The organism is Allokutzneria oryzae (genome assembly GCF_042429765.1).
GTDB lineage: Bacteria > Actinomycetota > Actinomycetes > Mycobacteriales > Pseudonocardiaceae > Allokutzneria > Allokutzneria oryzae.
This window is the reverse complement of the sequence record NZ_JBHLZU010000026.1, coordinates 178,894-196,356: the sequence shown is the minus strand read 5'-3', so window position 1 is coordinate 196,356 and position 17,463 is coordinate 178,894. Positions and strand designations below refer to the sequence as shown.

Genomic DNA, 17,463 nt, shown 5'->3' with positions numbered 1-17,463 from the left:
GTTGATCTCCGGCACGTCGATGGACGGCATCGACGTGGCGGTCGCCGAGCTCTGCCTGCGCGAGGACTCCGGTTCCCGCTGCACCGTGGAGCTGCTGCCGCTGGGCAGCATCGAGGTCCCCTACCCGGAGCAGCTGCGCCGCGACCTGGTCGCCGCGCTGCCCCCTGCGGACTGCTCCGCCGAGCGGCTGTGCGTGCTGGACACCCTCGTCGGACAGTCCTTCGCCGACGCGGCACGACAGGGCATCGACGCCCTGGGCTGCGGCGATGTGGACCTGATCTCCTCGCTCGGCCAGACGATCTACCACTGGGTGGACGGCCGGACGTGCAAGGGGACGCTGCAGCTGGGGCAGCCCGCGTGGATCGCCGAGGCGACCGGGGTACCGGTGGTCGCCGACCTCCGCGCGCGCGATGTCGCCGCGGGCGGGCACGGCGCTCCGCTGGCGAGCCTGCTCGACGCGCTGTGGCTGGCGCCCGCCGATGCGCGGGCGGGCGCCGAGGACGTGGCGGTCGCGCTGAACATCGGCGGGATCGCCAACATCACCGTGGTCGGCGGGGGTCATGCCCCGCTGGCCTACGACACAGGTCCGGGTAACGCTCTGCTGGACGCCGCCTGCCGCCTCGCCGCGGACAGTCGCGTCCAGTACGACGAGGGGGGCCGGCTCGCCGCCAACGGCTCCCCTCACCCGGACCTGCTGTCCCGGCTGCTCGCCGACCCGTACTACGCGGCGGCGGCGCCGAAGTCCACCGGCAAGGAGCACTTCCACGCCGACTACCTGCGCGCGGCGCTGGACGGACTGCCGGAGATCGGCCTGCCGGACCTGCTGGCCACGCTGGTCGAGCTGACCGCGACCACCGTCGCCGACGCCTGCCGAGGGCACAACGCCACCCGAGTGGTGGCTTCCGGCGGCGGGGTGCGCAACGCGACGCTGATGGCCGCGCTCCAGCGGCACCTCGGCGACGCGGATCTGGAGACCAGCGAGGCGTTCGGCCTGGCAGCGGACGGCAAAGAGGCCTACCTCGCCGCGCTGCTGGGCTTCCTGACCTGGCACGGACTGCCCGCGAACCTGCCGACCGCGACCGGGGCCGCCGGACCGCGCGTGCTCGGCTCGATCACTCCGGGACGGCAACCCCTGCGGCTCCCGGAACCGGCGTCCACCCCACCGAGACGGCTGCGGGTCCTCCAGCTCGCCGACCGGACACCGATGCCGCGATCGTCCCGCCCCCACTAGAACCTGATTCTCCTCACCACGCACACGGATCGGGAGAGCCCCATGCGCACACTCGACATCGCGGTGATCGCGATCTTCCTGGTCGCCATGCCCGTGCTCGGCCTGCTGCTGAGCGGCAAGCAGCGGTCGTCCTCGGACTACTTCGTCGGCGACCGCGACCTGCCGTGGTGGGCGGTCTGCTTCTCGGTGGTGGCCACCGAGACCAGCTCGCTGACGGTGATCAGCGTGCCCGGGGTCGCCTACCTGGGCACCTTCGGTTTCCTCCAGCTGGCCATCGGCTACCTCATCGGGCGCATCGTGGTCTCCTTCGTGCTGCTGCCCAAGTACTTCTCGGGCGAGCTGGTCACCGCCTACGCCTTCCTCGGCAAGCGGTTCGGCCGCGGCCTGCAGGGAACGGCGTCGGTCACGTTCCTGGTCACCCGCCTGCTCGCCGACGGTCTCCGGCTGGCACTGACCGCGTTGCCGGTCAAGGTCGTGCTGAGCAGCCTCGGTATTGACGCCGCCTACTGGCAGATCCTGCTCTGCATCTCGGTGTTCACGGTGATCTACACCTACCTCGGCGGGATCAAGGCCGTGGTCTGGGTGGACGCGATCCAGATGCTGGTCTACGTCGGTGGCGCGGTGGTCGTGGTGGCCATCCTCGCGGGCAGGCTGCCCTCGGACTGGTTCGGCCAGCTCGTCGACGCGGGCAAGTTCGACATGTTCGACCTCTCCCTGGACCCGCTGACCAGTCCCTACGCCGCCATCACCGCGATCGTCGGCGGCGCGGTGCTCTCGATGGCCTCGCACGGCTCCGACCAGATCATCGTGCAGCGCCTGCTGACCTGCCGCACGCTCGGTGACAGCCGCAAGGCGCTGATCACCAGCGGTGTGATCGTGTTCTTCCAGTTCGCCCTGTTCCTGCTCATCGGCGCGATGCTCTGGGCGCTCTACAACGGCGCGAGCCTGGCCGATCGGGGACTGACCAAGTCCGACGAGATCTTCCCGACGTTCATCGTCAACGAGCTCCCCCCGGGACTGACCGGCCTGCTGATCGCCGGGATCCTCTCGGCGGCGATGAGCACCCTGGCCTCCTCGCTCAACTCGCTGTCGACCTCCACGGTCAGCGACCTGTACCAGCGCTTCACCAAACGCCGGCTGGACGACGAGACCGTGCTGCGCCACGGCAAGATCTGGACGATCGTCTGGGCCGTGATCTTCGTCGGGTTCGCCATCCCGTTCACCACGACCACGACGCCTCTGGTGGAGCAGGGCCTCGGCATCACCGGCTACACCTACGGCGCCCTTCTCGGCGCGTTCGTGCTCGGCCTCGCGGTGAAGCGCGCCAGGCAGGCCGATGCCATCGCGGCGTTCGTGGTGACGGTGGTGGTGATGGGCTTCGTCATCCTCGGAGTGGAGTTCACCGGGGCGAACGGCAAGGCTCTTCCCCTCGCTTACCCGTGGTACACGGTGATCGGGGTGGCGGTGACACTGATCGTCGGCGGCCTGCTGTCACTGCGGCACCGCACGGACGCGCCGGAGGCGGTCGAGACCGAGCTGCCCGCGAAGTAACCCGTCGTCCCCGCCGGGCCCGCGCTGGAATGGCGAGCGCGGGCCCGGCATTGCATGCTCCACTCGCAGCAGTCCCCGGCGAGAGGAGCACACGATGGACGTCGTGGTCACCGAGGTACCGGAGCGGCACCGCTTCGAGGCCCGTCTGAACGGCTCACTCGCGGGCCACGTGGAGTACGCCCGGCTCGGCGGCAAGATCCTGCTGACGCACACCGAGGTCGACGGCGCCTTCGAGGGCAAGGGCGTCGGCGGGGAGCTGGCCAGGACGGCGCTGGACTCCGCGCGCGCCAACGGTCTCGTTGTCCGTCCACTGTGTCCGTTCGTGGCCGGTTGGATCCGCCGCCACCCGGACTACGTGGCCCTGGTGGACCCGATCGACCGCATGCGCGTGATGGCAGCGGCCAAGGTCGCCGACTGAGTCCTGCTCAGAGCAGGACGGCCGCCAGGACCGCGCTGGTGACCGCCACGATGGCGACGATCACCAGCGGAGCGGTGAAGACCGGCAGGAGCGCTCGCAGACCACCCGTGCGTGGCCGGGTGGTTGCGAGCGCTCCCGGTCCCGACGAGGTCCACGGCGGCGCGTAGTACAGCTCGGCCCGGCCGCCTGCGGGAACCAGCACGATGGTGCGCGCCTCGCCGTAGACCTTCTCCTCGTGCTCGCCGTCACCCAGGAACTCCGCCTCGGTCCGGCTGACCGCGGCCGACACCTCGTAGGAGCCCTGCGGCAGCTCGAAGGTGGCCGTGTCACCCCAGTCGGCCAGCTGACCGCGGTCGGCGACAAGGACCCTCGCGCCCGACGTGTCGTTCGGCAGCTCGCGCTGAAGACGGCGGTGGTAGGTGGCGTGCACGATCAGCAGCCCGCTCTCCGCGCTCACGCCGCAGAGCCTACGACCCCGTGGCCCCCTCAGCTTGTCTAGCCTCCAGCACCGCGTTGGCCGCGTGCCAGCCGCCGAGCCCGCTCACCCCGCCGCCGCGCCGGGTTCCCGCACCGGCCAGCAGCACCCTGCTCGCGCCGGAAACCGCTACGCCCCAACGCTGAGCAGGGGTCTCCGCGGGCTCGTCGTCGTCGAGCCACGGCCAGTCCAGGTCGCCGTGGAAGATGTGGCCGCCCGGCATGCCCAGGTCGCGCTCCAGGTCCAGCGGCGACTCCGCGCCCAGGCAGGGCCTGCCGTCGGCGTCCACGGCCAGGCAGTCCTCCAGCGGCTCGGCGAGATGCCGTCGCAGCGCGGCGAGCGCCGCCTCGGTCGCCCGCTCCCGCGCACCGTCCACAGTGAACAGACGCGCGGGTGCGTGCAGCCCGAACAGCGTCAACGTGTGGTACCCGCGCCCGGCCAGGTCGCCGAGGATGCTCGAATCGGTCAGCGAGTGGCAGTACACCTCGCACGGCAGGGGATCGGCGAGCGTGCCCTCCTGCGCGAGGCGGTGAGCCCGCTCCAGGTCGGCGTAGCCCTCCTCCAGGTGCAGTGTGCCCGCGAACGCCACACTCGGGTCGATCCCGCTGCGCAGCCGGGGAAGCCGCTTCAGCAGCATGTTCACCTTGAGCTGACTGCCTTCGGGGCTCTCCGCAGCCCGCCCGAGCAGCCGGTCCACAGTGGACGGGGCGACCGCGCACAACGCCCACCGCGCCGAGGTGGACCCGGCCTCGGTCACCACTTCGACGTGGTCGCCGTGCTCGTGCAACGCCAGCACCGGAGTCGCCGTGGACACCTCGACGCCCGCCTCGGCCGCGGCCAGTTCGAGCGCGTCGGCCAACGCGCCCATCCCGCCCACCGGCACCCGCCACTCACCGGTGCCGTTGCCGATCACGTGGTAGGCGAAGCAGCGGTTGGCCGCCGAGTCGTGCAGCGAGGCGTTCGTGCCGATGAGCCCGTCGGTGGCGACCACACCACGCACCAGGTCATCGGCGAACTCGCGCTCAAGGACCTCACCGAGCGGCCGTTCGACCAGGTCGTCCCACGTGGACGAGTCGACCCGGTCGCGCAGCTCCGACCGCCGCCGCAGCGGGCCGAGCAACGCGGGACCGAGCGTGCCACCGAACGCGGCGACCCTGTCGTAGAAGGAGGTCCACGCCCGCCACGCCTCACCGGAACCGGTCAGCTCCGCGAAGGACGCCTCCGTCGCCGCCCCGGGCTCCCGTTCCACGAGCAGTCCGGTCGGCCGTCCATCGCGGACAGCGGGTGTGTAGGAGGACACCGCGCGGGAGCGCAGCGCCAGCGACAGGCCGAGCTCGGCGGCGAGCGCGTCCGGCAGCAGGCTGACGAGGTAGGAGTACTTGGACAGCCGGGCGGGCAGACCGGGAAAGACCCGCTTGCCGACGGAGGCGCCGCCGAGGTGCTCGGCGCGCTCCACCAGCCGCACCGACAACCCGGCCCTGGCCAGCAGGATCGAGGCGATCAGGCCGTTGTGCCCGCCACCGACAACCACGACGTCATCGTCAAAGCGCATCCGGCGATCGTGGCCGAGAACCCCGGACGTTGACCAGGTCCGCTCGGCTCGGGTTCACACCAGGAAGCTGATGAGCAGCACCAGCGTCACGACGCCCAGGATCGCGAGGCTGGAGGCCATCCCCGGCGTCGCGGGGCGGGTCGGTCCCATCGCGCCCGAGAGGAGCATGTTCGCCGGCGCGCGGTAGTGGACCGGCTGCTGCTGGCCGGGCTGCACCGGGATCGTCGCCCTGGCGACACCGCGCGGCTTGCCGAAGTACGGGAAGTGCACCTCGATGTTGTGCTGGCCGGCGGGCAGGTCGATCGGCAGCTGGCCCCACTCCACCTGCCTGCCCTGGCCGTTGACGACCACGACCGGCTTGATGAAGTACAGGAACCAGTTCATGGGGTTGAACGAGGCGTCCAGCAGCACGCGCCCGAAACCCGGCTGGGGCGGCATCTGCTGCGGGTGGGGCGGCTGCTGGTACATCGGGATTCCCCCAGGTCGCTGCGGCTGACAGCGGCCAACGTAATGGGCCCGGCCGACCGAGGTCGCACCGGGCCCACCACAACGCCGAGGGCGGTCAGCCCTTCAGCTCCTCAAGACAGAGGAAGGTGCCCTTGCCGCCCTGCCGACCTTCCCAGTAGAAGGCGCCCGTGGCCGCGAACGGCGCGCAGACGGCCCCGTTCTCACCGGCCTCCGACTGCAGCTTGTCCTCGACCTTGCCGACCACCTTGAAGTTCGCCCCAGGACCGCAGTCGACCTTCTTGATGTTGTCCGCGTCGCTCACGTCGCCGCTGAGGCAGTCCCCGACCTGCGAGGACTTGCCGACGGAGTTGAGGTAGCCGAAGACACCGATGCCGATGACCACCAGCGGGACGAGGATCGAGACGACCAGCTTGGCCGGCGAGCGCTTCGGCTTCGCGGCGGGCTGGTCGGCGGACTCAGGCATGCCCTGTGGAGTGCTCACGTGTTTTTTCCCAATGTGTTAACCCAGTGAAGCGGGCGCTCATCATGCGCATCCGGGACATCGGGGAGGAATCGGATTCAACCGGGGTTTAAGGCCGGTAGGGCTCCAGGCAGAGCACGTTGCCCGTGGAGCCGCTGCCGCCCTCCCAGTAGACGACCTCGGTCGCCGGGAAGGACTGGCACAGCTTGGACTCGTTCGCCTCGTCCCGCGTCTTGCCCTCGACCCGGCCGACCACGCGGTAGTCGGCCTGCGCACCGCAGTCGACCTTGCGCATCGGCGAGTTGGCGTCGGCGCCGTCGGCGAGGCAGTCGCCGATCTTCGCGTTGCCCGCGGAGTTGAGGTAGAAGTACACGCCCGCGCCGACCGCCACCAGCGGGACGACGATCGAGACGATCAGCCGCACCGGCGAGCGCTTCGGCTTGGGCTCGGGCGCCGGGTGGGCGGCCGGGTCCTGCGGAGTGTCCACTCCGTTGTCTCCCTGGGTTCTTCGAAGGTGGGTCAGCCCTTGGCGGGCGCCCCGGCGGGGGCGGAGGGCCGCTGGAGCCGCTGCGAGATCACCTGCGTGATGCCGTCGCCGCGCATGGTCACGCCGTAGAGCGCGTCGGCGATCTCCATGGTCGGCTTCTGGTGGGTGATCACGATCAGCTGCGACTTCTCCCGCAGCTGCTCGAACAGGCCGATCAGCCTGCGCAGGTTGGTGTCGTCCAGCGCGGCCTCGACCTCGTCCATCACGTAGAACGGCGAGGGACGGGCGCGGAAGATCGACACCAGCATGGCCACCGCGGTCAGCGACTTCTCGCCACCGGAGAGCAGCGACAGCCGCTTGACCTTCTTGCCCGGCGGGCGCGCCTCGACCTCGACGCCGGTGGTGAGCATGTCGTCCGGGTCGGTGAGCAGCAGCCGCCCCTCACCGCCGGGGAAGACGGTCTTGAAGACGGTCTCGAACTCGCGAGCCACGTCCTCGTAGGCCGATGTGAAGACCTCAAGGATCTTGTCGTCGACCTCCTTGACCACGGTCAGCAGGTCGCGGCGGGTCTCCTTGATGTCCTCCAACTGCGTGGAGAGGAACTTGTAGCGCTCCTCCAGCGCGGCGAACTCCTCCAGCGCCAGCGGGTTGACCTTGCCGAGCAGCGTCAGGTCCTTCTCCGCCCGCTTGGCCCTGCGTTCCTGGGTGGCCCGGTCGAAGGGCAACGGCGGCGGCGGGTTGACGTCCTCGCCGCGCTCCTTGGCCGCCTCGTACTCGGCCAGCTCGACGGCGCTCGGCGGGATCGGCACCATCGGCCCGTACTCCTCGACCAGGTCGTCGAGGCCGATGCCGAAGTCCTCGGTGATCTTGGACTCCAGCTGCTCGATGCGCAGCCGCTGCTCCGCCCGCAGCACCTCGTCCCGGTGCACGGCGTCGACCAGCTTCTCCAGCTCGCCGGAGAGCTCGCGGACCCGGCTGCGGACCTTGTTCAACGCGGCCTCGCGCTCGGTCCGCCGCGCCTGCGCCTCGTCCCGCTCGGTCGCGGCCCGCGCCAGCGACACCGCGATCCGCTCCAGCGCGGTCTCACCGCCGCGCACCACGGCCTCGGCGACCGTGGCGCTGCGCGCCCGCGCCGCCCGCGCCCGCTCGGCGCGTTCCCGCGCCTCCCGCTCGTTGCGCGCGGCCCTGCGCAGCTGGTCGGCCTTGCCCAGCAGGGCGCGGGCGCGCTCCTCGGAGGTGCGCAGCACCAGCCGCGCCTCGACCTCCTCCTGCCGGGAGGCCGCGAGCTGGGTGGCGATCTCGTCACGCAGGCCGGTGTCGGGCTCCTCCTCGAAGGTCTGCTCGGACTCGGCGGCGAGCAGCCGCTCCTCCAGCTCGGAGAGCTTGCTCAGCGCCTCCTCGCGCGCTTGCTCGACCTTCTGCCGTTGCGCGGCGAGGCGTTCGGCCTCGGCCTGCGCGGTGTTCGCGGCCTTGGCCATCCGGGACAGCCGCTCGGCGCTGCGGGCGCGCTGCACCCGCGAGTCGTTGACCAGCTCCTGGATCTCGGCGACCGCGGCGCGACGGACCTTCTCGTCCTCCCTCGCGCCCTGGAGCGCGGCGCCGAAGTGCTCCAGCGAGCGCTCCGCCTCGGTCAGCTTCTCGCGCGCCTCGTCGACCGCTGCCTGCACCTCGATGACGCTCTGGCTGCGCCCGGAACCGCCGACCGCCCAGTCCGCGCCGAGCACGTCGCCCTCGACCGTGGCGGCCCGCACGCCGGGGAACCGCTCGACCAGCGCGTTGGCCGCCGCCAGGTCGTCGACGACGGCGAGGCGGTCCAGCGCCCGGAACAGCGCGGGCTTGAGCGGCTGCGGGGCCTGCACCAGGTCGACCGCCCAGCGCGCGCCCTCGGGCAGCGTCGGCCAGCCGGAGCGCTCCGTCTGCACTCCGCCGCCGATCAGCAGACCCGCCCGGCCGGAGTCGGAGGCGCGCAGGAGTTCAAGCGCGGCAACGGCATCGGCGGGCGCGGCGACGGCGACAGCGTCGGCGATGGCGCCCAGGGCGGCGGCGAGCGCGACCTCGGCGCCCGGCTCCACGGTCATCAGCGCGGCGACCGAACCGAGCAGCCCTGGCAGCTTGCCCGCCGAGGCCAGCAGCGCACCCGCGCCGTCCTTGCGGTTGAGGCCAAGGGAAAGCGCCTCGACGCGGGCCTTCCAGGAGGCGATCTCGCGCTCGGCCTTGCGCTCGGCGGCGACCAGCTCCTCCACCCGGGCGCGGGCCTGCTTGTGCTCCTCGGTCGCGGCGTCCTTGCGGCCGGCGAGCCCGGTGTCGGTGTCCTCCTCGACCCCGGTCTCGGCCTGCGTCTCCTCGAACTCCAGCTGGGCCTGCTCTGCGCGCTCCCTCGCCTCGGCGAGCGCGACGGACATGCGCTCGATCTCCTCGGCGGTCGCCCCCGTCTTGCTGCGCAGCGCCTCCACCTGGCCGCCGAGGCGGGCGAGGCCCTCGCGGCGGTCGGCGACGGCGCGCACGGCCGCCATGTGCTCGCGCTCGGCCGCCTTGAGCGCCTGCTCCAGCTCGGAGCGGGTCTCCAGCGCCGTGGAGAGCATCATCCTGGCCTGCTCGACGCCCTCCTGGAGCTCCAGCTCCTGTTCGGCGACCTCCTCGGCCTCGCGCTCCATCTCCTCCGGGTCGCGCCCGCCGCGGTGCTGCTCCAGCGGGGCGGTGAGGTGGCGGGCGCGCTCCTGGGCCAGCCGGACGGTGCCGCGAAGGCGCTCCTCCAGCGCGGAGAGCCGGTACCAGGTCTCCTGCGCGGCGGCCAGCAGCGGCGCGTCCTGGGCGAGGTTCTCCTCCAGCTCCGACTGCTCGTTCTGGGCGAACTGGAGCATCCGCTCGACCTCGGTGCGGCGGGCGCGGGCGGCGGCCTCGTCGGCCTGGTCCTTGGCCAGCTCGGAGCGGGAGTTGACCAGGTCGTCGGCGTAGAGCCGGAGCCGGGCGTCCCGCAGGTCGGCCTGCACGGTCTGCGCCTTGCGGGCGATCTCGGCCTGCTTGCCCAGCGGCTTGAGCTGGCGGCGCAGCTCGGCGGTGAGGTCGGTGAGCCGGGTCAGGTTCGCCTGCATCGCGTCGAGCTTGCGCAGCGCCTTTTCCTTGCGCTTGCGGTGCTTGAGCACACCGGCGGCCTCCTCGATGAAGGCGCGGCGCTCCTCCGGCTTGGACTGCAGGATCTCGGCGAGGCGGCCCTGGCCGACGATCACGTGCATCTCGCGGCCGATTCCGGAGTCCGACAGCAGCTCCTGCACGTCGAGCAGGCGGCAGCTGTTGCCGTTGATCTCGTACTCGCTGGCGCCGTCGCGGAAGATGCGGCGGGTGATGGAGACCTCGGTGTAGTCGATCGGCAGGGCGCCGTCGGAGTTGTCGATGGTCAGCGTCACCTCGGCGCGGCCGAGCGGGGCTCGGCCCGCGGTGCCGGCGAAGATGACGTCCTCCATCTTGCCGCCGCGCAGCGCCTTGGCCGCCTGCTGGCCCATCACCCAGGCCAGCGCGTCGAGCACGTTGGACTTGCCGGAGCCGTTCGGGCCGACGACGCAGGTGATCCCGGGTTCGAAGCGCAGGGTCGTTGCCGAGGCGAAGGACTTGAACCCCTTCAGCGTCAGGCTCTTCAGGTGCACGTGCGCCTGCTTCCGTTCTCAGCCAACCGGCCCCGGTGCTCGCGTTATCCGAAGGAGGATAGCCGCAGGGCGGAGGTGATCCGGGCAGGTGGCACGCGCTCAGCGCGCGACGCGCGCCCGCGGGTAGGGCAGAAGCTCCGCGTCAGGGGCCGACCACCGCTCACCGAAGCGCTCCAGCAGCGTCACCACTTCGCGCAGTTGTTCACCCTTGGGGGTCACCTCGTAGGCCCACGCCATGGTCGAGCGCTTCATCCGGGGTCTGCGCTCCAGGAAGCCGTACTCGATCATCCGTTGCAGCAGCTCGCGCGCCTGCTCCCGCTGCTCCCCCGCGGTCTCCAGCAGCTCCTTCTCGGTCTCTTTCCCGTTGAAGATGTGCGCGAGGACGAGCAGGACCTCGAAGTCTCCGATCTCTTCCAACGCGCGGGTGACCAAGGCAGCTGCACCTGGGGAGTGCGACGACGACATGCCTCAACTTTACTTGATCTTGCGCGCTCGGCGCGTCAGCGCTCGACGAAGGAGACGAGGCCGCCACGGGCCGCCGACCAGCGCTCCACCACGGTCTCGACGGCCCCAGGGGTACCACCGGAGCGCAGCAGGACGAGCAGTCGCTCGCAGTCCGCGCGCGGCCCCTCCGCGGTGACCTCGACCCGGCCGTCCCGGAGGTTCGTCGCGGCTCCGACCAACCCCAGTTCGAGCGCACGAGCCCTGGTCCACCACCGGAAACCCACTCCCTGGACGCGGCCGTGCACCCACGCGGTCAGCCGCACCGCGTCCTCGGCCCCGCCCTCAGCTCCCTCAGCCACGCAACCCATCGTGCATGACCCCAAGGGACACCACGATCGAGGCACGCGTCACTCAATAGTGGTACGGTCACGCGCCGTGGCCGGACAGCGCACGCGTCGATCCTCACTCGTGCCCGGACTGGTCGCGGCGCTGGTTGGCGCCGTGACAGCCGGAGCGAGCTCGCTGATGGGGGACCAAGGCTCCACACTCCTCGCCGACAAGGCCCCCACCAGCGCGATCAGCGTCCCCGAAGATCCACCCAGCAGCACCGGGAGCACCCAGCAGCCGACCTCGGAGGCGGCGCCGACCACGACGGCGACCACGTCTCCAGAGAGTTCGACCACCGCTCCCCCGACGACTACTACGAGTAACAGAACGTCGGAGCCGGAGCAGCCGCCTGCGCCCGAACGGCCCACCACGACCCCGGCGCGGCGCAGCACTCCGCAACCGCCACCCGCGCCTTCGGGACCAGCGGCAAAGGTCACGGAGCTGGTAAACCAAGCGCGCTCGGAAGCGGGCTGTTCAGCCCTGCGAATCGACGAGCGGTTGGCAAATGCCGCCCAACGGCACAGCGTCGATATGGCGGAGCGTAACTATTTCTCGCACACCTCACCGGACGGCGCTTCGTTCGTCGACCGGGCGCGAGCGGCTGGGTATGCGTCGCCCGGCGGTGAAAACATCGCCAAGGGTCAACGTTCCGCCGAGCAGGTCATGGAGTCGTGGATGCAGTCCTCCGGCCATCGGGCCAACATCCTGAACTGTCAGTTCACGTCGCTGGGCATGGGTCTGGACACCCGAGGCTGGGTGTGGACGCAGGTGTTCGGCCGGTGAGCGCTCTGGTGAAGCCGGGCCAGCGCGTGCCCGGCAGCGCGGTGCTGGGCGCGGTCGCCCTGGCCACCGCGACGGCACTGGCCACCATCGCCACCCTGGTCACCAGCTCGGCCGCCGAACAGGGCAGGCCGGCGGGTCGCGGTGAGGTCGTCAAGGGCGACCGCATCGCCGACGCGCCGCCGATCGCCGGACAGACGCCGACGACCACCCCGGCCACCTCCACCACGAGCGGCGCGCCGACCACCACGTCGTCGAGCCCCTCCACGCCGCCGACCACCCTGAGCGACGGCAGCACGCCGGCCCCGCCCCCGCCGGACCCGGGCACCCCGCCGCCGCCCCCCACGGGCGACCCGACCCCGCCGCCGCACACCACGACGACGACCAAGCCGCCCACCACCACGACCACACCCCCACCGACCACCACGACGCCCCGCCCCACCACCACCTCGGCGTCCCCACCCCCGCCCAGCACCACCTGACCCCACCCCCTTACGGCCATTCGCGGGCTTATGGACCTCCGCGTCCCCACCGGCACGTCCATAAGCCCGCGAATGGCCGTTCGGGTGGCGGGGTGGGGGTGGCAGAGTGGGGGGTATGGGGTTGGTGGGGGAGTTTCAGCGCGAGGTCCTGGCGTTCGAGGCGGCCGTGCGGGTGGGGGCCAGGGCCGAGACCGCGCCCGTCGTGCCTTCGTGTCCGCAGTGGACTTTGACCGATCTCGTGCTGCACCTGGGGTTCGTGCACCGGTTGGTGTCGTGGATCTTCGAGGAGGGGTTGCAGCAGGCGCCGGACCTCTCCGACATCCGCTTCCTGCGGCGGCACGAGGGGAGCTGGGAGGGCTGGCCGCGGCTGGAGAACGCGCCGAACCACGGACCGGTGCCCGACGGGCTGGCCGACTGGTTCGGCGAGGGCGCCACCGCGTTGCTGCACGCCTTCGAGGAGTGCGAGCAGGACTCGCCGGTGTGGACGTGGACGGCGGACCGGACGACCGGGTTCTGGCTGCGGATGCAGGTCACCGAGGCCGCGGTGCACCGGTGGGACGCCGAGAACGCCGTCGGGACCGCGCGCCCGATGGCCCCGGAGCTCGCCGCGCGGGCCATCGTCCACCACTTCGAGGTGCTGGCTCCGGCCTGGCGGGCACAGTTCCCGTCAGTCGCCGGCGGGGGTGAGCGGTTCCGCTTCCGGCCGACCGACCACGACACCGGCTGGACCGTGGAGTTCGACGGCGACGAGATCCGGCTGACCGAGGGGCCCGGTGACATCGAGCTGGGCGGGTCGCTGTCGGAGCTGATGCTGTTCCTCTGGGGACGGGTCCCCGCCGACCGGCTCGACGTGCGTGGTGACCGGGACGTGCTCGACCGCTACGGCAGCTTCGTGCCCGAGGTCTGATCAGGGTTCGAAGCGGTAGCCCATGCCGGGTTCGGTGATCAGGTGGCGTGGGCGGGACGGCTCCGATTCCAGCTTGCGGCGGAGCTGGGCGAGGTAGACCCGCAGGTAGTGCGTCTCCTTCGCGTACGCCGGTCCCCACACCTCCTGGAGCAGTTGCTTCTGCGCCACCAGGCGGCCACGGTTGCGGACGAGCATCTCCAGCACGCCCCACTCCGTCGGCGTCAGGTGCACCTCGGCGCCGTCGCGGTGCACGCGCTTGGCTACCAGGTCGACGGTGAACGTCGCGGTCTCCACCACCGCGAGCTCGGTCTCGTCGGCGGGGTGCGCCGCCCTGCGGACCGCCGCGCGCAGCCGCGCCAGCAGCTCGTCCATGCCGAAGGGCTTGGTCACGTAGTCGTCGGCGCCCGCGTCCAGCGCCTCGACCTTGTCGGCGGAGTCGGTGCGCGCGGAGAGCACCAGGATCGGCACGCTCGTCCAACCGCGCAGACCCGCGATCACCTCCGTGCCGTCGCGGTCGGGCAACCCGAGGTCGAGCACGACCACGTCCGGGCGGTCGGCCGCGGCGACCTTCAGCGCGGAGGCCCCGTCGTGCGCGGTCAGCACCTCGTAGCCCCGTGCCGACAGGTTGATCCGCAACGCCCGCACGATCTGCGGCTCGTCATCGACCACCAGCACCTTGGTCACCGCACGCCCACCTCTCCCGCGCCATCCCCGTGCACCGGCAAGGAGATCACGATGGTCAAGCCGCCGCCGGGGGTGTCCTCGGCGCGGATGGTGCCGCCCATCGCCTCGGTGAACCCCTTGGCGACGCTGAGGCCGAGCCCCACACCGCTGGAGGAGTCACCGAGCCGTTGGAACGGCGCGAAAACCTCGTCGGCCGCGCCCTTCGGCAGCCCCCGGCCGTAGTCCACGACACGCAGCTCGACCCGCTCGGCGTGGGCGCTCGCGCGGACCTCCACCGAGCCGCCGCCGTGCCGCAGCGCGTTGTCCACCACGTTGGCGATCACCCGCTCCAACAGGCCGACGTCGGCCCGCACCAAGGGGAGCCGGTCGTCCACGTCCACGCCGACCCGGCGGTGACCGTCCATGAAGGACAGTGCGCGGGCGACCGCCTCGTCGAACCCGGTCGGCCGGAACCGCGGCTGGACCGCGCCCGTGGCCAGCCGCGAGGAGTCGAGCAGGTTGTCGACCAGCTTCGTCAGCCGGTCGGCGGACTCCTCAACGGCCTCCAGCAGCTCCGCGGTGTCGGAGTCGGACAACTTCAGCTCGGGATCGCGCAGGCTGCCGACGGACGCCTTGATCGACGTCAAGGGCGTGCGCAGGTCGTGCCCCACTGCGGAGAGCAACGCCGTCCGCAGCTCGGTGGTCTCCGCCTTGCGTTGCGCCTCAACGGTTTGCGCGGCCAGCCGCTGCTGTCGCAGTGCCAGGAGGGCTTGTCCCGCCGCGCCTTCGAGCACCTTGCGGTCGGCGGCGGGCAACGCGCGTCCGCGTAGAGCCAGGTGGACGCCGGGAGTCACCGCGACATCGACGTCGGCCTGGCCGGGGCGGTCGCACGCGTCGACTCCCACGACGGCGACCCGCTTCCACTCGCCGCTGCTCTTCTCCAGCAACGCCACCGAGGTCAGTCCGAAGTTCTCGCGCACCTTCTCCAGCAACCGTTGCACCGGTTCGGGATGCGTGAGCACGGTGTGCGCGTAGGAGGACAGCAGCGCCGCCTCGGTCCGCGCCCGAGCAGCCTGTCCGGCTCTGCGCGCCGCGCGGTCGACGACGAGGGCGACCATGATGCCGACGACGATCATCGCGATCAGCGTGATCACGTTCTCCTGCGCGGAGATCGTCAGCGTGTACAGCGGCTCGGTGAAGAAGTAGTTCAGCAGGAACGCCGAGCCCACCGAGGCGAGCAACGCCGGCCCCAGGCCACCGACCAGCGCCACGACCACGGTGGCAAGGAAGTAGTCGATCACGTTGGTGGACAGGATCAGCTCCGGCCGCAGCGCCACTCCGAGCGCGGTCGCCGCCGACGGCAGGACCACGGCGAGCACCCAGCCGAGGACCTTGCGCCACGGGGCGAGCGCACCGCGCCGCACCCCCTGCTGCCGCACGGTTCCACCCGCCTCGTCGTGGGTGACCATGTGCACGTCGATCGGCCCGGAGTTCTGCACGACGCGCGAGCTGACGCCCTCGTCGAACACCCGAGCCAGCCGCGACCGCCGCGAGGTGCCGAGCACGAGCTGTGTCGCGTTCACCCCGCGCGCGAACTCCAGCAACGCGGCCGGGACGTCGTCGCCCACCACATTGTGGAAGCTCGCGCCGACGTCTCGGGCGAGCTCGCGGCAGCGGGCGACAGCGGCCGGGGGGACACCGGTCAGGCCGTCGCTGCGCAGGATGTGCAGCACCAGCAGCTCCGCGCCCGCCCGGTTCGCGATGCGGCGGGCGCGACGGATCAGCGTCTCGCTCTCCTTGCCGCCGGTGATGGCGACGACCACGCGCTCCCTGGCCTCCCAGGTCTCGGTGATCTTGTGCTCGGCGCGGTAGCGCTGGAGTGCCACGTCGACCTGGTCGGCGACCCACAGCAGCGCCAGCTCGCGCAGCGCGGTGAGGTTGCCGGGCCGGAAGTAGTTGCCCAGCGCGGCGTCCACCTTGTGCGCCGGGTAGATGTTGCCGTGGGCCATCCGCCTGCGCAGCGCCTCCGGGGTGATGTCGACGAGCTCGACCTGCTCCGCGCCGCGCACGACCTCGTCCGGCACGGTTTCCTGTTGTGTCGCGCCGGTGATCCGCTGCACGACGTCGTTGAGGCTCTCCATGTGCTGGACGTTCACGGTGGACAGGACGTCGATGCCCGCTTCGAGCAGCTCCTCGACGTCCTGCCACCGCTTGGCGTTGCGCGAACCCGGCACGTTGGTGTGCGCGAGCTCGTCCACGACCGCCACCTCCGGAGCGAGCGCGAGCAGCGCGTCGACGTCCATCTCGGCGAAGTCGTGGCCGCGGTGGGTCATCCGCCGCCTCGGCACCTCGGGCAGACCTTCCAGGAGCCGCGCGGTCCTGTCCCGGCCGTGGGTCTCCACGAAGCCGACCACGACGTGGGTCCCCCGGTCGGCGCGGCGGTGGGCCTCGCCGAGCATCGCGAAGGTCTTGCCGACGCCGGGGGCCGCGCCCAGGTAGATGCGCAGCTCCCCGCGCCGACGTCTCTTGGCAGGCTCCACCAGGCCAGTGTCCGCCACCTTTGCCCTGCTCACCGCCTGGTGGCCTGCACGGCGATGTTGAGCTTGAGCACATTCACCACCGGCTCGCCGATCACGCCGCCGCTGGTGTTCTGCTTGACCAGAGCGGTCACCTGAACCGGGTTCAGCCCGTTCTCCCGCGCCACACTCGGCACCTGGAGCCGCGCGTAGCCGGGGCTGACGTGCGGGTCGAGTCCGGAGGCGGAGGCGGTGACCGCCTCGACGGGCACGCGGGCGGGGTCGACGCCCTCGCGCGCGGCGGCGAGTCCCCCGCGCTCCTCGACCGCCGCGACGAGGTCGATGCCGATCAGCTCCAAGCCGACCGGGACGCCGTCCACGGTCACGACCGGCCCCTCCGCGCGGGCGGAGAGCCAGTTGGTGTTCGTCACGAAGCTGACCGCGGTGGTGAACGCGGTGCCTGGCTCGACCGCCGGGCGGCCGAGGCTCAGCGGCAGCAGGTAGAGCAGCACAACGGAGACGAACGAGAAGCCGAGAACCCCGGCCGCGTACGTGGTCCACCGCTGCTCGGCGTCGGGGTTGACCCGGACCACCCGGTAGATCGCCCGCTCGGCACGCCAGTGCTTGTCGCTGGTGCACACGCGGGCCGTGTAGTCGCCGAAGCGCCGGTAGACCGCGGCCAGGACGAGCTGCGGCAGCCCGGTCCACACCGGCGTCATCAGAACTTCTCCGGTCGGATCAACGCGATGAAGAGGTAGATCAACAGGAGCAACGCGACCACACCGCCAACGACGTTGGGCACCAGCTGCGCGCTCACCGAGGAGGCGTTCGCGGCGGCGGCCGTCATCGGAGCTTCTCCAGCCCGCGAAGCGTCAGCGCGAGAACGACGAAGACGCCGATCAGCAGCGCGGCGTAGGCCATGTCGGCCATCTCGCTTACTCCCCTCTCGGACCGCCCCACCGACGGCCGTGACGGAGCAAGGGTGCGGTCGCCGCCGGGGA

General features: G+C 71.5%; 18 protein-coding genes. 6 read left to right on the top strand and 12 right to left on the bottom strand.

What is annotated here, in order from left to right; translation table 11 throughout:
- The first annotated feature begins 19 nt into the window (after nt 1-19).
- The 3 genes from ACFFQA_RS29415 to ACFFQA_RS29405 all read left to right on the top strand — a co-directional run bounded on the left by ACFFQA_RS29415 (nt 20) and on the right by ACFFQA_RS29405 (nt 3,200).
- A complete protein-coding gene (locus tag ACFFQA_RS29415; protein ID WP_377859904.1) occupies nt 20-1,231 on the top strand; it encodes an anhydro-N-acetylmuramic acid kinase in 1,212 nt (403 codons plus the stop codon).
- Between the two features lie 42 nt (nt 1,232-1,273).
- Nucleotides 1,274-2,782 (top strand): sodium:solute symporter, encoded by a 1,509-nt coding sequence (locus ACFFQA_RS29410; protein WP_377859330.1) that lies wholly within the window; start codon nt 1,274-1,276, stop codon nt 2,780-2,782.
- A 94-nt stretch (nt 2,783-2,876) separates the two neighbouring features.
- Complete coding sequence (locus ACFFQA_RS29405; protein WP_377859327.1) at nt 2,877-3,200, top strand: GNAT family N-acetyltransferase; 324 nt, start codon at nt 2,877-2,879, stop codon at nt 3,198-3,200.
- A 7-nt stretch (nt 3,201-3,207) separates the two neighbouring features.
- Here the strand turns inward: ACFFQA_RS29405 and ACFFQA_RS29400 are convergent, their stop codons facing one another.
- From ACFFQA_RS29400 to ACFFQA_RS29365, 8 genes are all read right to left on the bottom strand, one after another.
- Nucleotides 3,208-3,657 carry a hypothetical protein gene (locus ACFFQA_RS29400; RefSeq protein WP_377859324.1) on the bottom strand — a complete coding sequence of 150 codons (450 nt, stop codon included), beginning with the start codon at nt 3,655-3,657 and terminating at the stop codon, nt 3,208-3,210.
- 10 nt (nt 3,658-3,667) lie between these two features.
- On the bottom strand, nt 3,668-5,227 hold the full coding sequence (locus ACFFQA_RS29395; RefSeq protein WP_377859321.1) for a phytoene desaturase family protein: 1,560 nt from the start codon (nt 5,225-5,227) through the stop codon (nt 3,668-3,670).
- Between the two features lie 54 nt (nt 5,228-5,281).
- Nucleotides 5,282-5,695, bottom strand: a complete 414-nt coding sequence (locus ACFFQA_RS29390; protein ID WP_377859318.1) for a hypothetical protein — start codon at nt 5,693-5,695, stop codon at nt 5,282-5,284.
- A gap of 94 nt (nt 5,696-5,789) precedes the next feature.
- Entirely contained in the window at nt 5,790-6,176 is a 387-nt protein-coding gene (locus ACFFQA_RS29385) for an LppU/SCO3897 family protein (RefSeq protein ID WP_377859315.1), read from the bottom strand.
- Between the two features lie 88 nt (nt 6,177-6,264).
- Entirely contained in the window at nt 6,265-6,642 is a 378-nt protein-coding gene (locus ACFFQA_RS29380) for an LppU/SCO3897 family protein (protein ID WP_377859312.1), read from the bottom strand.
- 32 nt (nt 6,643-6,674) lie between these two features.
- Nucleotides 6,675-10,283: a chromosome segregation protein SMC gene (gene smc, locus ACFFQA_RS29375; RefSeq protein ID WP_377859309.1), complete on the bottom strand. Its 3,609-nt coding sequence runs from the start codon at nt 10,281-10,283 to the stop codon at nt 6,675-6,677.
- Between the two features lie 99 nt (nt 10,284-10,382).
- Nucleotides 10,383-10,748 carry a winged helix-turn-helix transcriptional regulator gene (locus ACFFQA_RS29370; RefSeq protein WP_377859306.1) on the bottom strand — a complete coding sequence of 122 codons (366 nt, stop codon included), beginning with the start codon at nt 10,746-10,748 and terminating at the stop codon, nt 10,383-10,385.
- A gap of 35 nt (nt 10,749-10,783) precedes the next feature.
- The gene (locus ACFFQA_RS29365) at nt 10,784-11,095 is read right to left on the bottom strand and encodes an acylphosphatase (protein WP_377859303.1); all 312 of its coding nucleotides are present in this window, start codon (nt 11,093-11,095) and stop codon (nt 10,784-10,786) included.
- A gap of 157 nt (nt 11,096-11,252) precedes the next feature.
- Between ACFFQA_RS29365 and ACFFQA_RS29360 the strand changes: the two genes are divergently transcribed.
- The 3 genes from ACFFQA_RS29360 to ACFFQA_RS29350 all read left to right on the top strand — a co-directional run bounded on the left by ACFFQA_RS29360 (nt 11,253) and on the right by ACFFQA_RS29350 (nt 13,283).
- Entirely contained in the window at nt 11,253-11,897 is a 645-nt protein-coding gene (locus ACFFQA_RS29360; protein ID WP_377859902.1) for a CAP domain-containing protein, read from the top strand.
- Nucleotides 11,894-12,376, top strand: a complete 483-nt coding sequence (locus tag ACFFQA_RS29355) for a hypothetical protein (protein WP_377859300.1) — start codon at nt 11,894-11,896, stop codon at nt 12,374-12,376. The genes ACFFQA_RS29360 and ACFFQA_RS29355 overlap by 4 nt, the downstream gene beginning before the upstream one ends.
- A gap of 115 nt (nt 12,377-12,491) precedes the next feature.
- Nucleotides 12,492-13,283, top strand: coding sequence for a maleylpyruvate isomerase family mycothiol-dependent enzyme (locus tag ACFFQA_RS29350; protein ID WP_377859297.1), 792 nt, complete (start codon nt 12,492-12,494; stop codon nt 13,281-13,283).
- Here ACFFQA_RS29350 and ACFFQA_RS29345 read toward each other — a convergent pair whose 3' ends face one another.
- Genes ACFFQA_RS29345 through kdpF form a run of 4 tightly spaced genes read right to left on the bottom strand, consistent with a single transcriptional unit; the run spans nt 13,284 to nt 17,279 of the window.
- Entirely contained in the window at nt 13,284-13,967 is a 684-nt protein-coding gene (locus ACFFQA_RS29345) for a response regulator (RefSeq protein WP_377859294.1), read from the bottom strand.
- Nucleotides 13,964-16,504 carry a DUF4118 domain-containing protein gene (locus tag ACFFQA_RS29340; RefSeq protein WP_377859291.1) on the bottom strand — a complete coding sequence of 847 codons (2,541 nt, stop codon included), beginning with the start codon at nt 16,502-16,504 and terminating at the stop codon, nt 13,964-13,966. The genes ACFFQA_RS29345 and ACFFQA_RS29340 overlap by 4 nt, the downstream gene beginning before the upstream one ends.
- 11 nt (nt 16,505-16,515) lie before the next feature.
- A complete protein-coding gene (locus ACFFQA_RS29335) occupies nt 16,516-17,181 on the bottom strand; it encodes a potassium-transporting ATPase subunit C (RefSeq protein WP_377859288.1) in 666 nt (221 codons plus the stop codon).
- Nucleotides 17,181-17,279, bottom strand: a complete 99-nt coding sequence (kdpF, locus tag ACFFQA_RS29330; RefSeq protein ID WP_377859900.1) for a K(+)-transporting ATPase subunit F — start codon at nt 17,277-17,279, stop codon at nt 17,181-17,183. Before kdpF ends, ACFFQA_RS29335 begins: the two co-directional genes overlap by 1 nt.
- Nucleotides 17,280-17,463: the final 184 nt, after the last annotated feature.